The 14,654-nt window shown below is 60.0% G+C and carries 13 protein-coding genes, 2 tRNA genes and 1 pseudogene; 2 read left to right on the forward strand and 14 right to left on the reverse strand.

The annotated features are described in order from the left end of the window. A pseudogene (locus INS93_RS10025) lies at positions 1–762 on the forward strand (IS3 family transposase); the annotation flags it as partial. Between the two features lie 86 nt (positions 763–848). Here the strand turns inward: INS93_RS10025 and INS93_RS10030 are convergent. From INS93_RS10030 to INS93_RS10075, 10 genes are all read right to left on the reverse strand, one after another. After that, positions 849–925, reverse strand: a tRNA-Pro gene (locus INS93_RS10030). 75 nt (positions 926–1,000) lie between these two features. Further along, the gene (locus INS93_RS10035) at positions 1,001–1,357 is read right to left on the reverse strand and encodes a MerR family transcriptional regulator (protein ID WP_013716019.1); all 357 of its coding nucleotides are present in this window, start codon (positions 1,355–1,357) and stop codon (positions 1,001–1,003) included. Continuing rightward, positions 1,338–1,640, reverse strand: coding sequence for an integration host factor subunit alpha (gene ihfA, locus INS93_RS10040; RefSeq protein ID WP_003243414.1), 303 nt, complete (start codon positions 1,638–1,640; stop codon positions 1,338–1,340). Before ihfA ends, INS93_RS10035 begins: the two co-directional genes overlap by 20 nt. Before the next feature lie 3 nt (positions 1,641–1,643). Further along, the gene (gene pheT, locus INS93_RS10045; RefSeq protein ID WP_192981464.1) at positions 1,644–4,022 is read right to left on the reverse strand and encodes a phenylalanine--tRNA ligase subunit beta; all 2,379 of its coding nucleotides are present in this window, start codon (positions 4,020–4,022) and stop codon (positions 1,644–1,646) included. 175 nt (positions 4,023–4,197) lie between these two features. Next, complete coding sequence (gene pheS / locus INS93_RS10050; RefSeq protein WP_143511364.1) at positions 4,198–5,214, reverse strand: phenylalanine--tRNA ligase subunit alpha; 1,017 nt, start codon at positions 5,212–5,214, stop codon at positions 4,198–4,200. A 96-nt stretch (positions 5,215–5,310) separates the two neighbouring features. Further along, positions 5,311–5,667, reverse strand: a complete 357-nt coding sequence (gene rplT, locus INS93_RS10055) for a 50S ribosomal protein L20 (protein ID WP_003461224.1) — start codon at positions 5,665–5,667, stop codon at positions 5,311–5,313. A 29-nt stretch (positions 5,668–5,696) separates the two neighbouring features. Beyond that, positions 5,697–5,891: a 50S ribosomal protein L35 gene (rpmI, locus tag INS93_RS10060; protein ID WP_003461222.1), complete on the reverse strand. Its 195-nt coding sequence runs from the start codon at positions 5,889–5,891 to the stop codon at positions 5,697–5,699. A 60-nt stretch (positions 5,892–5,951) separates the two neighbouring features. Then, entirely contained in the window at positions 5,952–6,503 is a 552-nt protein-coding gene (infC, locus tag INS93_RS10065; protein ID WP_169886860.1) for a translation initiation factor IF-3, read from the reverse strand. Further along, the gene (gene thrS / locus INS93_RS10070; RefSeq protein ID WP_074680599.1) at positions 6,503–8,425 is read right to left on the reverse strand and encodes a threonine--tRNA ligase; all 1,923 of its coding nucleotides are present in this window, start codon (positions 8,423–8,425) and stop codon (positions 6,503–6,505) included. The genes infC and thrS overlap by 1 nt, the downstream gene beginning before the upstream one ends. A gap of 274 nt (positions 8,426–8,699) precedes the next feature. Next, positions 8,700–8,776: transfer RNA gene (locus tag INS93_RS10075), tRNA-Val, on the reverse strand. A gap of 183 nt (positions 8,777–8,959) precedes the next feature. On the opposite strand from INS93_RS10075, the gene INS93_RS10080 reads away from it, so the two are divergent. Beyond that, positions 8,960–10,243 carry an NAD(P)/FAD-dependent oxidoreductase gene (locus INS93_RS10080; RefSeq protein ID WP_160017768.1) on the forward strand — a complete coding sequence of 428 codons (1,284 nt, stop codon included), beginning with the start codon at positions 8,960–8,962 and terminating at the stop codon, positions 10,241–10,243. 55 nt (positions 10,244–10,298) lie between these two features. Here INS93_RS10080 and INS93_RS10085 read toward each other — a convergent pair whose 3' ends face one another. The 4 genes from INS93_RS10085 to ercA all read right to left on the reverse strand — a co-directional run bounded on the left by INS93_RS10085 (position 10,299) and on the right by ercA (position 14,596). Beyond that, positions 10,299–11,252, reverse strand: a complete 954-nt coding sequence (locus tag INS93_RS10085; RefSeq protein ID WP_226945457.1) for a PA2778 family cysteine peptidase — start codon at positions 11,250–11,252, stop codon at positions 10,299–10,301. Further along, positions 11,237–11,644 carry a PA2779 family protein gene (locus tag INS93_RS10090; RefSeq protein WP_036998373.1) on the reverse strand — a complete coding sequence of 136 codons (408 nt, stop codon included), beginning with the start codon at positions 11,642–11,644 and terminating at the stop codon, positions 11,237–11,239. The genes INS93_RS10085 and INS93_RS10090 overlap by 16 nt, the downstream gene beginning before the upstream one ends. Positions 11,645–11,724: 80 nt before the next feature. Beyond that, a complete protein-coding gene (locus tag INS93_RS10095; protein ID WP_192981470.1) occupies positions 11,725–13,449 on the reverse strand; it encodes a NahK/ErcS family hybrid sensor histidine kinase/response regulator in 1,725 nt (574 codons plus the stop codon). After that, the gene (ercA, locus tag INS93_RS10100) at positions 13,433–14,596 is read right to left on the reverse strand and encodes an alcohol dehydrogenase-like regulatory protein ErcA (RefSeq protein ID WP_192981473.1); all 1,164 of its coding nucleotides are present in this window, start codon (positions 14,594–14,596) and stop codon (positions 13,433–13,435) included. The genes INS93_RS10095 and ercA overlap by 17 nt, the downstream gene beginning before the upstream one ends. Between the last annotated feature and the right edge of the window lie 58 nt (positions 14,597–14,654).

Consider the following 14,654-nt stretch of genomic DNA (forward strand, 5'->3'; position numbering starts at 1 on the left):
GATCTCCGGACGTTAAGCGGCTACTTTTGCGCAGTCGAGTGAACGAGCTATTTACCCAAAGCCGCAGCGCTGCGGGTAGCCGAAGCATCATGTTCATGATGCGCGAAGACGGGATCGAAATTGGACGATTCAAGGTACGCAAGCTGATGAGCGAGATGAAATTGATCAGTGAGCAGCCCGGCTCGCATGCCTACAAAAAGGCAACGGTGGAGAGACCAGATATCCCGAACGCGCTGGATCGGGCGTTCACCGTGTCGGCGCCGAATGAGGTCTGGTACGGCGACATCACGTATGCCTGGGTTCAAGGTCGTTGGCACTATGTGGCGGCGATGATCGATCTGTTTGCTCGCCGCGTAGTGGGTTGGGCATTTTTCATCAAAGCCTGATACCGAGCTGGTGATCAAGGCGTTGGACGTGACCTACGAACAGCGTGGTCGCCCTCAGAATGTGCTGTTCCACAGTGATCAGGGTAGCCAGAACGGTAGCAGAAGCTTCCGCCAGCGACTGTGGCGTTACCGGTTCAAACAGAGCATGAGTCGACGCGGAAACTGCCACGACAATGCGCCAATGGAATGGTTATTTCGCAGCTTGAAAACGGAATAGCTGCCGAGTGTGGGTTACATGAGCACTGCGCTCGCACAGCAGGATATCGGCCAATTTCTAATGCAACGGTACAACTGGCAACGGCCACATCAATTCAATGGCGGGCTCCCGCCTGCCGTGGCGGAAGAAAAACTTAACGCAGTGTCCGGGATTAGTTGACCACTACAGGTTTTGCTGGAATTTTGCAGGAGCCAGAAATAAAAAAATCCAGTCACCGCTAAGTGACTGGATTTTTTAGGGTTTTTTGGTCGGGACGGAGTGATTCGAACACTCGACCCCTTGCACCCCATGCAAGTGCGCTACCGGGCTGCGCTACGCCCCGACGATGCTTTCGGGTGACCGAAAGCGGGAGGAACTATACATTAAGCTTTTGAAATAAGGCAACTTTTTCTTGGCCCTACTTCTTCAGCACGTGCAAAACGTCCTCGAGCTCGGCGATCATCTGCTTGATCAGTTGACGATACTGGGTGGTGTCGTCTTTGGCTTCGTCACCAGAAAGGCGCTGGCGTGCGCCACCGATGGTGAAGCCTTGATCGTATAGCAGCGCACGAATCTGCCGAATCATCAGCACATCCTGACGCTGGTAATAGCGACGGTTACCCCGCCGCTTTACCGGATTCAACTGCGGGAATTCCTGTTCCCAGTAACGTAGAACGTGGGGCTTGACCGCGCAGAGTTCACTGACCTCACCAATGGTGAAGTAGCGTTTGCCGGGAATTGCCGGTAGTTCGTCGTTATGACTTGGTTCCAGCATAGGCCTCGACCCTGGCTTTCAATTTTTGCCCTGGACGAAAAGTGACCACACGGCGAGCCGTGATTGGAATCTCTTCCCCTGTTTTCGGGTTACGGCCGGGTCGCTGGCGCTTGTCGCGCAAGTCGAAGTTGCCGAACCCGGACAGCTTGACCTGTTCGTTCAGCTCAAGAGCCTGGCGGATCTCTTCAAAAAACAGCTCCACCAGTTCCTTGGCTTCCCGTTTGTTCAGGCCGAGCTCTTCATACAGACGTTCCGCCATTTCAGCTTTCGTCAGAGCCCCCATACGCTACTTCCTTAACGTGGCGTTGAACCTTTGTTCGAGGCAGGTGAGGATATTTTGCGTAGTAGTACTCACCTCATCGTCATTAAGAGTGCGCGATGGATGTTGCCAGGTCAAGCCGACGGCAAGGCTTTTTCTAAGCGGATCAATGCCTTTACCGTGATAGACGTCAAATAGCTTGAGGTCCGTCAGCCATTCTCCCGCCGTTTCACGGATTGCGCCCAGCACAGCCTCGGCCGGCTGCTCGCGGTCAACCAGCAACGCCAGGTCACGACGCACTTCTGGGAAGCGCGACAACTCGCTGAATACAGGCATGCGGCCAGCAGCCACTTCGGCCAGCACCAGCTCGAAGAGGAACACGGGCTGATCCAGGCCCAAGGTATTGGCAAGCTCTGGATGCAAGGCACCGATGAAACCGACCAGGCGCCCTTCCCGCTCGATGCGGGCAGTCTGGCCCGGATGCAGAGCAGGATGCTCGCCAGGCACGAAGCTGAAGGCATCGGCCGCACCGGCATAACCCAGCAGCGCCTCGACATCTGCCTTCAGATCATAGAAGTCGACGCTATCGCGACTGTTGGCCCAGCCTTCGGGCAGGCGGCTGCCGGTGATCACGCCAGCGAGCATGGCTTCCTGCTGCAGACCTTCCAGCTGACCGACAAAACGCAAGCCGCTCTCGAACAGGCGCACGCGCGACTGTTGGCGATTGAGGTTGTGCTGCAGCGCCTTGACCAGCCCTGGCCATAGCGAGGAACGCATGGCGGCCATATCGGCAGAGATCGGGTTGGCCAACTGCAGCGGTTCTACGCCAGGGGTGAACAGCTCGAACAGCTTGGGATCGATGAAGCTGTAGGTGATCGCTTCCTGATAACCACGGGCGACCAGCAGACGGCGCAGCGCCGGCAGTTCGGCACGCGCCTCGCCCTTGGTCTGCGGCGCCAGGCGAGCTTGCGGGTAACGCACTGGCAGACGGTTGTAGCCATACAGGCGACCCAGCTCTTCGATCAGATCCACTTCCAGGCTGATATCGAAGCGATGACTCGGCACGCCGACCAGCCACTGGCCGACACCCTGAGCACTGACACCCAGACCCAGCGCAGTGAGCAGACGCTCGACCTCGGCGCCATCCATGTCCATGCCCAGCATCTGGCTGATGCGCTCGGCACGCAGAGTGATAGGTGCCACGTTCGGCAGATCGCTTTCACTGCTGACTTCGATGATCGGACCGACTTCGCCGCCGACGATTTCCAGCAGCAACGCAGTCGCGCGCTCCATCGCTTTGCGCGCCAGTTGCGAATCCACACCACGCTCGAAGCGGTGCGACGCGTCGGTGTGCAGGCCATAGGAGCGGGCCTTGCCGGCAACGGCGATGTTGTCGAAGAAGGCGCTTTCCAGGAACAGGTCGCGAGTCTTGTCGCTCACGCCGCTGTGCTCACCGCCCATCACACCGGCGATGGCCAGCGCGCGACCATGATCAGCGATGACCAGCGTGTCGGCACGCAGGCTGACTTCCTGACCGTCGAGCAGCACCAGCTTTTCGCCCTCTTCCGCCATGCGCACGCGAATGCCGCCATTGATTTCGGCGAGGTCGAAGGCGTGCATCGGCTGGCCCAGCTCAAGCATCACGTAGTTGGTGATGTCCACCGCCGCGTCGATACTGCGAATATCGGAACGACGCAGCCGCTCGACCATCCACAGCGGGGTCGGACGGGACAGATCAACGTTACGGATAACGCGACCGAGGTAACGCGGGCAGGCCTTGGGTGCCAGCACTTCGACCGGACGCACTTCGTCATGCGCGGGCGCAACGGCCTCGATAGCCACTGGCGATACGGCGGCGCTGTACATGGCCCCCACTTCGCGGGCCAGGCCAGCGAGCGACAGGCAGTCGCCACGGTTGGGGGTCAGGCCGATCTCGATGCTGGCATCGTCCAATTGCAGGTAGGTGCGAATATCGCTGCCAACCGGCGCATCGGCCGCCAGCTCCATGAGGCCGCTGTTGTCTTCGCTGATCTGCAACTCGGAAGCCGAGCACAGCATGCCCTGAGATTCCACGCCGCGCAGCTTGGCCTTCTTGATCTTGAAGTCGCCCGGCAGTTCGGCGCCGATCATGGCGAACGGAATCTTGATGCCGGCACGGGCATTGGGCGCACCGCAAACGACCTGGAAGGTCTCGGCGCCATTGCTCACCTGGCATACGCGCAGCTTGTCGGCGTCCGGGTGCTGTTCGGCACTGAGGATCTCACCGACCACGATGCCACTGAAGGCGCCGGCCACCGGCTGTACCGCGTCGACTTCGAGGCCGACCATGGACAGGCGCGCAACCAGATCCTCGCGGGATACGTCGGGATTCACCCAACTGCGCAGCCACTGTTCACTGAATTTCATGTTGTCCGTTCTCCTTGACGGGCATGCCGCGTAGGCACCCACATCATGCAAGCCTGCGCGGCATCCCCCCCCTCATCCGGCGCTTTGCGCCACCTTCTCCCGTGGGAGAAGGACTTGAGGGAAGCGTCGCTACGCGACTGTCACGCTAAATGAATTCGATCACGAGGGGCGGCTGCTAGCGAAATTGCGCCAGGAACCGCAGGTCGTTATCGAAGAACAGGCGCAAGTCGTTGACGCCATAACGCAGCATGGCCAGACGTTCGACCCCCATACCGAAGGCGAAACCGGAGTATTTTTCCGGGTCGATGCCGCTCATGCGCAACACGTTCGGGTGCACCATGCCGCAGCCCATCACTTCCAGCCAGCCGGTCTGCTTGCACACGCGGCAGCCCTTGCCGGAGCACATCACGCATTGCATGTCGACTTCGGCCGACGGCTCGGTGAAGGGGAAGAAGGACGGACGGAAACGCACGCCCAGCGGCTTCTCGAAGAACACCCGGAGGAACTCCTCGATGGTGCCCTTGAGGTCGGCGAAGCTGATGTCCTCGTCGACCAGCAGGCCTTCGACCTGATGGAACATCGGCGAGTGGGTGATATCGGAGTCGCAGCGATAGACGCGGCCGGGGCAGACGATGCGAATCGGCGGCTGCTGCGATTCCATGGTGCGCACCTGAACCGGCGAGGTGTGGGTGCGCAGCAGCATGTTCGCATTGAAATAAAAGGTGTCATGCATCGCCCGCGCCGGGTGGTGGCCGGGGATGTTGAGCGCCTCGAAGTTGTGGTAGTCGTCTTCGACTTCCGGACCCTCGGCCACGTTGTAGCCGATATGGGTGAAGAACTGCTCGACACGCTCTAGCGTGCGGGTGACAGGGTGCAGACCGCCAGAGGCCTGACCACGGCCAGGCAGGGTCACGTCGATACGCTCGGACGCCAGCTTCTCGGCGAGCATGGCCTGCTCAAGCACGGATTTGCGGGCATTCAGGGCGTCTTGCACCTGATTCTTGGCAGTGTTGATCAGGGCGCCAGCCTGCGGACGCTCTTCGGCCGACAGCTTGCCCAGAGTCTGCATCAGGGCGGTCAGTTCGCCTTTCTTGCCAAGGTACTGAACCCGGAGCTGTTCCAGGGCATTGACATCTTCACTTCGTTGCACGGCCTCGAGCGCTTGCGAGACCAATGCATCCAGATTTTCCATTTACAGACTCCAGATACGAAATAGGGGAAGAGCTGTTAAGGCTCTTCCCCTATCTTTGACGTTGCCACCGGGCGAGCCCGGTGATTGTCGGGGGACTTAAGCCAGAACGGCCTTGGCCTTCTCGACAATCGCAGCAAACGCCGCTTTTTCGTTCACTGCCAGATCAGCCAGAACCTTACGGTCGATTTCGATCGACGCTTTCTTCAGGCCAGCGATCAGACGGCTGTAGGACAGACCGTTGACGCGAGCACCAGCGTTGATACGAGCGATCCACAGTGCGCGGAACTGACGTTTCTTCTGACGACGGTCACGGTAGGCATATTGACCAGCCTTGATGACAGCCTGCTTGGCAACACGGAACACACGCGAACGAGCGCCGTAATAGCCTTTAGCCAGTTTCAGAATCTTTTTGTGACGAGCACGAGCGATAACGCCACGCTTAACACGAGCCATGAGTAATTACCTCTAAGTATCTTGACCGATTAACGAACGCGCAGCATGCGCTCGACTTTAGCTTTGTCCGACGGACCGATCAGCGAGCTGCCACGCAGCTGGCGCTTACGTTTCGTGGACATCTTGGTCAGGATGTGGCTCTTGAAAGCGTGCTTGTGCTTGAAGCCTGTAGCAGTCTTCAGGAAGCGCTTCGCAGCGCCGCTCTTGGTTTTCATTTTTGGCATGTTTTGTACTCCGCATTCATTAACAACTGATAACCATCAGGCCTGCCAGTGCCCGGTAGATTATTTACGCTTCTTGGGTGCGATGACCATCATCAGCTGGCGTCCTTCCAGCTTAGGATGCTGTTCTACGGTGCCGATTTCAGCGAGGTCGGCTTCGACCCGCTTCAACAGCTCCATACCCAGCTCCTGGTGAGCCATCTCACGACCACGGAATCTCAGAGATACCTTGGCCTTGTCCCCGTCTTCAAGGAAACGTACCAGGTTGCGTAGTTTTACCTGGTAATCCCCATCTTCCGTCCCTGGACGAAACTTGATTTCTTTAATCTGCTGCTGGTGCTGGTTCTTCTTGGCGATAGCAGCCTGCTTCTTCTTCTCGAACAGGTGCTTGCCGTAGTCCATGATGCGGCAAACTGGCGGCAGTGCGTCAGCAGAGATCTCTACCAGATCCAGCTTGGCTTCTTCAGCCACGCGCAATGCCTCATCGATCGAAACAATACCAACCTGCTCGCCGTCTGCGCCAATCAGGCGCACTTCACGAGCGGTGATGTTTTCGTTGATCGGCGCCTTGGGGGCGGCCCGCTTGTCCTGTCTCATTTCACGCTTAATAGTTATTACTCCAAATCTTGGCGACCACGCCGGGAAACCGCTTGCTGCAACTGTGCGGCGAACTGCTCGATGGGCAGAGAGCCCAGATCGACGCCTTCACGGGTACGGACAGCAACGGATCGAGTCTCGACTTCCCGATCTCCAATAACCAAGAGATAGGGAACCTTGAGCAAGGTATGCTCGCGGATTTTAAAGCCGATCTTTTCGTTTCTCAAGTCAACCTTGGCACGAAAACCGCTTTGATTGAGAGTTTTCTCGACTTCACGGGCAAAATCGGCCTGTTTGTCGGTGATATTCATGATCACCGCCTGGGTCGGAGCAAGCCAGGCAGGGAAAGATCCGGCGTAGTGTTCGATCAGCATACCGATGAAACGCTCGAATGAACCAAGGATCGCGCGGTGCAGCATGACCGGGCGCTTGCGGTTGTTGTCTTCGGCGATGTAGCTGGCGTCCAGACGCTCAGGCAGGTTCGGATCGTACTGCAGCGTACCGCACTGCCAGTTACGCCCCAGGCAGTCACGCAGAGTGAATTCGATCTTCGGACCGTAGAAAGCACCCTCGCCCGGCTGGTATTCCCAGGCCAGACCGGACTCGTTAAGCGCTTCGGCCAGCGCGCCCTCAGCACGATCCCACAGCTCGTCGGAACCTACGCGCTTGGCGGGACGAGTCGAAAGCTTCATGGCGATATCGCTGAAACCGAAGTCCGCATAGACCTGCAAGGTCAGCTTGATGAAGTCGGCCGCTTCCTTCTTGACCTGATCCTCGGTGCAGAAGATGTGCGCATCGTCCTGCACGAAGCCACGCACGCGCATGATGCCGTGCAGCGCACCGGACGGCTCGTTACGGTGACAGGCACCGAATTCAGCCAGGCGCAGCGGCAGATCGCGGTAGGACTTCAGACCCTGGTTGAAGATCTGTACGTGGCACGGGCAGTTCATCGGCTTGACCGCATAGTCGCGGTTTTCCGAAGCCGTGGTGAACATGTTCTCGGCGTAGTTGGACCAGTGCCCGGAACGCTCCCAGAGGATGCGATCGACCACCTGCGGCGTGCGCACCTCGACATAGCCGTTCTCACGCTGCACCTGGCGCATGTATTGCTCCAGCACCTGATACACGGTCCAGCCATTGGGATGCCAGAACACCATACCCGGCGCCTCTTCCTGCAGGTGGAACAGATCCAGCTGCTTGCCGATGCGACGGTGATCGCGCTTCTCGGCCTCTTCGATGCGCTGGATATAGGCAGCAAGCTGCTTCTTGTCCGCCCAGGCAGTGCCGTAAACGCGCTGCAGTTGCTCGTTCTTCGAGTCGCCGCGCCAGTAGGCACCGGAAATACGGGTCAGCTTGAACGCCTTGAGGAAGCGCGTGTTCGGCACGTGCGGGCCACGGCACATGTCGACGTACTCTTCATGGAAGTACAGACCCATGGCCGTTTCATCCGGCATGTCGTCGATCAGACGCAGCTTGTATTCCTCGCCACGCGACTTGAACAGCTCGATGACCTCGGCACGCGGCGTCATCTTCTTGATGACGTCGTAGTCCTTCTCGATCAGCTCGGCCATGCGCTTCTCGATGGCCGCCATGTCTTCCGGCGTGAAGGGACGATCGATGGCGATGTCGTAATAGAAGCCTTCGTCAATGACCGGGCCGATCACCATCTTGGCATTCGGATACAGCTGCTTGACGGCATGCCCAACCAGGTGAGCACAGGAGTGGCGGATGATTTCCAGCCCCTCTTCGTCTTTCGGCGTGATGATCTGCAAAGTGGCATCGGCATCGATCACGTCACAGGCATCGACCTGCTTGCCGTTTACCTTACCAGCCAGAGTGGCCTTGGCCAGGCCTGCACCAATGGATTGAGCGACCTCCAGCACGGATACCGGATGATCGAACGAACGCTGACTGCCGTCGGGAAGAGTAATGATGGGCATGGCGCCTCCTCTCCTAGTGGTGACCCCTACCAAAGGTCACGTGGGTTGGGATGAGCCAGGAAGCGATTCAGCGGTATACCCACCTAACGATGGCAGGAGCCCGAAGGCCAACCCGTCCGAACCAGAGTCACTGGAAGTAAAGAGTGCGGATGCTTTCAGAAAGCCTGAGCCCTGACAAGCTGCCGCCCGAAACAAACACGCAAAAACCTGAGGCGTCACCCGAAAAATTCGAGCAATAAAAAAGGGGCCGCTTAGCGACCCCTCTTTATCGATTTGGTAGGCACAATTGGACTCGAACCAACGACCCCCACCATGTCAAGGTGGTGCTCTAACCAACTGAGCTATGTGCCTTCGATGGGTGCGCATTCTACGCAGATCTTTTTGGCCGTCAATAGATTTTTTCGCTAACTCACTGAAATAGGCCAATTTTTTATCGAAACCGGATCGTTGAATATTTTGCACGGGCACTAGCCGGCTATTTTCAACTCAGGTAGCATCGGATCATTCGTAAAAAATAAAGAACAGAGGTTCAAGATGGCGCACACGGCATATCCACAATCCTATTACGCCGCTTCAGCCAACCCCGTCCCGCAACGCCCTGCTCTGCAAGGCGAGGTGGAAACCGATGTGTGCATCATCGGCGCGGGTTACACCGGCCTGTCCACTGCACTGTTTCTGCTGGAAAACGGTTTCAAGGTGAGCATTGTCGAGGCAGCCAAGGTCGGCTTCGGCGCATCGGGTCGTAATGGCGGACAAATCGTCAACAGCTACAGCCGTGATATCGACGTCATCGAACGCACGGTCGGCCCCAAGCAGGCGCAACTGCTCGGGCAGATGGCGTTCGAAGGTGGCCGCATCATCCGTGAGCGCATCGCCAAGTACGACATCCAGTGCGACCTGAAGGACGGTGGTGTATTCGCCGCGCTGACCAGCAAGCAGATGGGCCATCTGGAATCGCAGAAGAAGCTGTGGGAGCGCTACGGCCACACCCAGCTGGAGCTGATGGACGCCAAGCGCATTCGCGAAGTCGTCGCCACCGAGAACTATATCGGCGGCATGCTGGACATGAGCGGCGGTCACATCCATCCGCTGAACCTGGCGCTGGGCGAAGCCGCTGCGGTGGAATCGCTGGGCGGCGTGATCTATGAACAGTCGCCTGCTACCCGTATCGAGCGCGGCGCCAACCCTGTGGTGCACACCCCGGAAGGCCGCATCAAGGCCAAGTTCGTGGTGGTCGCCGGTAACGCCTACCTGGGCAATCTGGTGCCGGAGCTGGCGTCCAAGTCGATGCCGTGTGGCACACAGGTGATCACCACCGAGCCATTGTCCGACGAAGTCGCTGCCAGCCTGCTGCCGCAGGACTACTGCGTGGAGGACTGCAACTACCTGCTCGACTACTACCGCCTGACAGGCGACAAGCGCCTGATCTACGGCGGAGGCGTGGTCTATGGTGCGCGCGACCCGGCCAACATCGAGGCGATCATCCGGCCGAAGATGCTCAAGACCTTCCCGCAGCTGAAGGACGTGAAGATCGACTTCGCCTGGACCGGCAACTTCCTGCTGACGTTGTCGCGACTGCCGCAGGTCGGCCGTATCGGCGACAACATCTATTACTCGCAAGGCTGCAGTGGCCATGGCGTGACCTACACGCACCTGGCGGGCAAGGTACTGGCCGAGGCGCTGCGCGGCCAGGCCGAGCGTTTCGATGCCTTCGCCGGGTTGCCGCACTACCCCTTCCCGGGTGGGCGGATGTTCCAGGTACCCTTCAGCGCCATCGGCGCCTGGTACTACACGCTGCGTGACAAGCTCGGCGTGTGATCAGCAGCCTGCACATCGATGAAAACGGCGCCCTCGGGCGCCGTTTTCATGTGCATCATGGGCAGACCGACAAGGCCTGACACTGTCCACCGGAATCACTGGTCTTCGGCGGTGCAGCGAAGCGTGCATCATCCGGTGCCAGCCGCTGCGCACAGGCCTGTGCCTTCTGCGCCTCAGAGGCACAACCCTGCTCGCCCAGCACCTGCGACAGGTTGAACCAACCGGCAGCGAAATCCGGCTCGCGCTCCAGGCTCTCACGCAATGCCTGCTCGGCGCCCTTGCGATCACCCTCGGCATAGCGGCTGTTGCTCAGGGCGAACCAGGGCAGCGCCTGCTCCGGCCAGGCTTCGGTGGCGCGGCGATAGGCACGCCGCGCAGTCTGGGCATTGCCGGTTTGCTCGAGGTCATTGGCAGCCTTCATCCAGACCTGCATATCGGCTTGCGCCGGCAGACGCTCAGGCGGCAAGGTCACAACCGCCCAACGCCCGCCGCGCTCCCAGGTTCTGTCGAAACTGGCGAAGCTGTCTTCGAGCCGGCGCGTGGTGGCAGAGCGCAGAATCAGCGTGCGCTCACGACGGTCGTAACCGACCACCACTGCGAAATGCCACTGCGGGTAGAAGTCGAACGCCAGGTTCTGCAGCACCAGCACGGGATTGCCAGCGGCCACTTCGGCCAACACGGCCTCCAGGCGCGGCTGCAGCGGATACACCAGCATTTCGTGATTGCGCGCGGCAGCGACCATCTCGACCTGCAGACTGCCTTCACGGCTGGGGATGTAGACCTTGTCCTTGAGCGCGCCGGGCGTGGTCAGCACACCACGCTGATTGAGCATGGTGGCCAAGGCAGCCGGCCCGCACTGGTAGGCGTCCTGGGGGAAGAAGGGAACGTCGGTGAGCTCCACCCGCTCAGGCAAACGCTCGCCCACCGGTGATAACACCGGGGAGCGAGCGCAGGCTGTGAGTAAAACGATCGATGCGATACAGCAGAGGCGAATCAGCGATTTATGCATTTAACGAAACTGAAGATGTTGGTGGCGCACAGCATATCAGTGATGATGAAGATCACCAGAAACAACACGATGATACCGACCACACCCGCACCGGCAGGCGCCTGATCCAGCTGCTGGTTGAACTGCGCCAGCTCGGCCGGGGTCAGGCTGGCGATACGCGATTCGACCTGATCACGGTCGACGCCCATCGACACCAGTTTCTCCTTCACCTGCTCGTCATCGAGCATGGCCATCAACTGCTCCTGATCCACCTTGTGCTGCTGCTCGGCGATCACCTCGTGGGTGCCGACCATCGCCGCATTCGCGGCAGGAATCTGTACCACCAGCAGCAGGTGAAACAGCGCGGTAATGGCTGCCAGACGGCGCATGACGGGGTTCATGGAAATTGTCATTGTGGTTATCTCCTGAGGGACGAGGTAGCCAATAGACAGCATCCAAATCGCCCAGGTTCACTCCACCAGTCTGCGCGCGTTCACGTTTCCATCAGAAGCTGGCTGAGCACCGCACGCAGCTTGCCTGGCTTGACCGGCTTGTTCAGCAGCGGCGCGCCCAGCGCCTGCAGCTCGCGACGGCAGTCATCGCTGCGATCGGCACTGATGATCAGCGCCGGGATCGGCCTGGAAAATTCGTCACGCAATTGCTGTATCACCTGGCAGCCGAGCACACCGTGATCGAGGTGAAAATCGGCCAGGATCACCTCCGGCGCCCGTCCCTGCAATCGCTGCAAGGCCTCGGACAGATCCACTGCCGTGACCACCTCGCAGCCCCACTGCCCAAGCAGCGCGGCCATGCTGTGGAGGATGTCGACCTCGTTGTCGATCACCAGCAAACGCCGGCCCGGCAACGGATTGCCGAGCACGGGCTGCACGATCGACGGTACCTGGCGCTGCGGCCTAGCCTGCGCCAGGGGCACGCGAATGCTGAACACCGAACCGAGCCCTGGCTGCGAGCGAACCTGTACCGGATAACCCAGCATGCGCGCGATGCGCTCGACAATGGCCAGACCCAGGCCAACGCCCTTGCGCTGCGCGGCGCGCCCGACTTCGAGCTGATTGAATTCGAGGAAGATCTTGTCCAACTGATCGGCCGCAATGCCCCGGCCGCTGTCCCACACTTGCAGCTCGACGAAATCACCACGACGCCGCGCGCCGAGCAGTACGCCGCCGCGCTCGGTGTAGCGGCAGGCATTACTGAGGAAGTTGCGCAGGATGCGCGTCATCAGCCGGAAGTCGGTGCTTACCGCGTAGTCGGCGATACGTACGCGCAGACGCAAACCATTGGCGCTGGCGACGCTGTCGAATTCCGAAGCCAACGGCGCCAACAGCTCTTCGAGGCGATAGACATCGACATCCGGCTTGATCGCTGCCTGATCCAGTTTGGAGATATCCAGCAGGTCGGCCAGCAGATCTTCAGCCCCCTCGAGCGCCAGATGGCTGCGCTCGACCAGATTACGCTCGGCAATCGGCAGCTCACGCTCACGCAGCGTGGAGATCAGCAGGCGCGCGGCATTGAGTGGCTGTAGCAGGTCATGACTGGCGGCGGCCAGGTACTTGTCCTTGCTGCGGTTGGCGGCTTCGGCGGCGTCGCGTGCCTCGCGCAGGGCCAACTCGATGCGCTCACGCTCCTCGATCTGCCGCTGCAGGTTGCGGTTGGATTCGAGCAGTTCATAGGTGCGCGCCGCAACGCGACGCTCCAGTTCGTCGTTGAGTTGTTGCAGACGCTGCTGCGCCTGCTTGCGCTCAGTGATATCGGCGACGAAACCCTCGAAGACGCCCTCGCCTTCGGGCTTGAGCAGCAGATTCATCAGCACGTCGATGGTACTGCCGTCGCGCCGACGCAGACGCGTTTCGTAGCCGAGCAGGGCCTGGCCCTGGCTCAGCCGCTGGCGAATCACGTCCAGCTCGTCGAAACCGCCAACGAACAGATGCCGGGCCAGATCGCCCAACGACCACAGCACCTCCTGCGGATCGTCATACCCAAGCATGCGCGCCATTGCCGGATTCGCCGCCAGTACGCCGTCCTGCAGGCTCGCCTGGATGATGCCGTGCACGGCGTGCTCGAACAGCCACTTGTAGCGGTTGCGCTCGGTTTCCAGCTCTTCAAGGCGCGCCAGCAGCTCAGGGTAGTGGCTCTTGCGCGCCGACTGGCTGCCAAGGCCCAACAACCCGGCCAGCGCATCGTCAGAGCGCCTCGCCATAGACCACCTCGACATCACGCTGGGTCGACTCGCGCGGGTTGGTGAGGATGCACGGATCGTCCATGGCATGGCTGGACAAAAACGGAATATCCGAAGTGCTGACACCGTGCAGACCGAGCGTCTCGCGGAACCCCATGGCGTGCTTGAAGGCGATCAGGTGCTCGACCAGACGCTGGCGAATCTGCGCGTGGTTCAGACCACGGCAATCGATACCGAGGGTCTCGGCAATTACCTTGAAGCGCTCCGGCGCGGCGCTGTAGTTGAAGGCCACCACATGCTCGACCAGTACCGCATTGCACAGGCCGTGTGGCAGGTCGAGGAAGCCGCCCAGGCTGTGGCTCATGGCGTGCACCGCGCCAAGGATTGCGTTGGAGAAGGCCAGGCCGGCCTGCATGCTGCCGAGCATGATCTTCTCGCGCAGAGCGATATCGGCCGGGTTGGCGATCATCTGCACCAGGTTGCCGTTGATCAGGCGCATTGCTTCCAGCGCGTGCGGGTCGGTGAGCGGGCCATTACCGGTAGAGACGAATGCCTCGATGGCGTGTACCAGGGCGTCGATGCCGGTACAGGCACTGAGAAACGGGTCCATGCTCAGCGTGGTTTCCGGGTCGATCAGGGACACGTCCGGCACCACCGCCTTGCTGACGATGGAGAACTTCATCCGCTCCTGCTGGTTGGAGATGATCACGAACTGGGACACGTCGGCCGAAGTGCCGGCGGTGGTCGGAATCAGGATCAGCGGCGGGCTCGGCACGCGGATGGTATCCACGCCCTCGAATTCGAGAATGCTGCGGCCATGGGCGACGACGATGCCGATGCCCTTGGCGCAGTCCATCGGGCTGCCGCCACCGACGGCGACGATGACGTTGCAGCCCTCGCTGCGATACAGCTCGGCGCCTTCCATCACCTCTTCCACGCGCGGGTTGGGCGAGACCTTGGTGTACAGGCAGTAGGCAATACCCTGAGCCTGCAGACTGGCTTCGATATCGCCGGCCCAACCGGCCGCGACCACGCCGGGATCGGAAACAACCAGTACCTTGCGCGCACCGAAGGTCTTGGCATAGTTGCCGACGTTATGCCGAGAACCGGCGCCGAAGATGATCTCGGGGGAAACGAATTTTCGTAGCTGACTCAAATCGTGGCTCATGCAACGGCCTGAAACTTCTTGTTATGGAGTGGCGATCAGCCTACTGCATTGCTCGGTT

Source organism: Pseudomonas sp. EggHat1, from assembly GCF_014892995.1.
Lineage (GTDB): Bacteria > Pseudomonadota > Gammaproteobacteria > Pseudomonadales > Pseudomonadaceae > Aquipseudomonas > Aquipseudomonas chaetocerotis.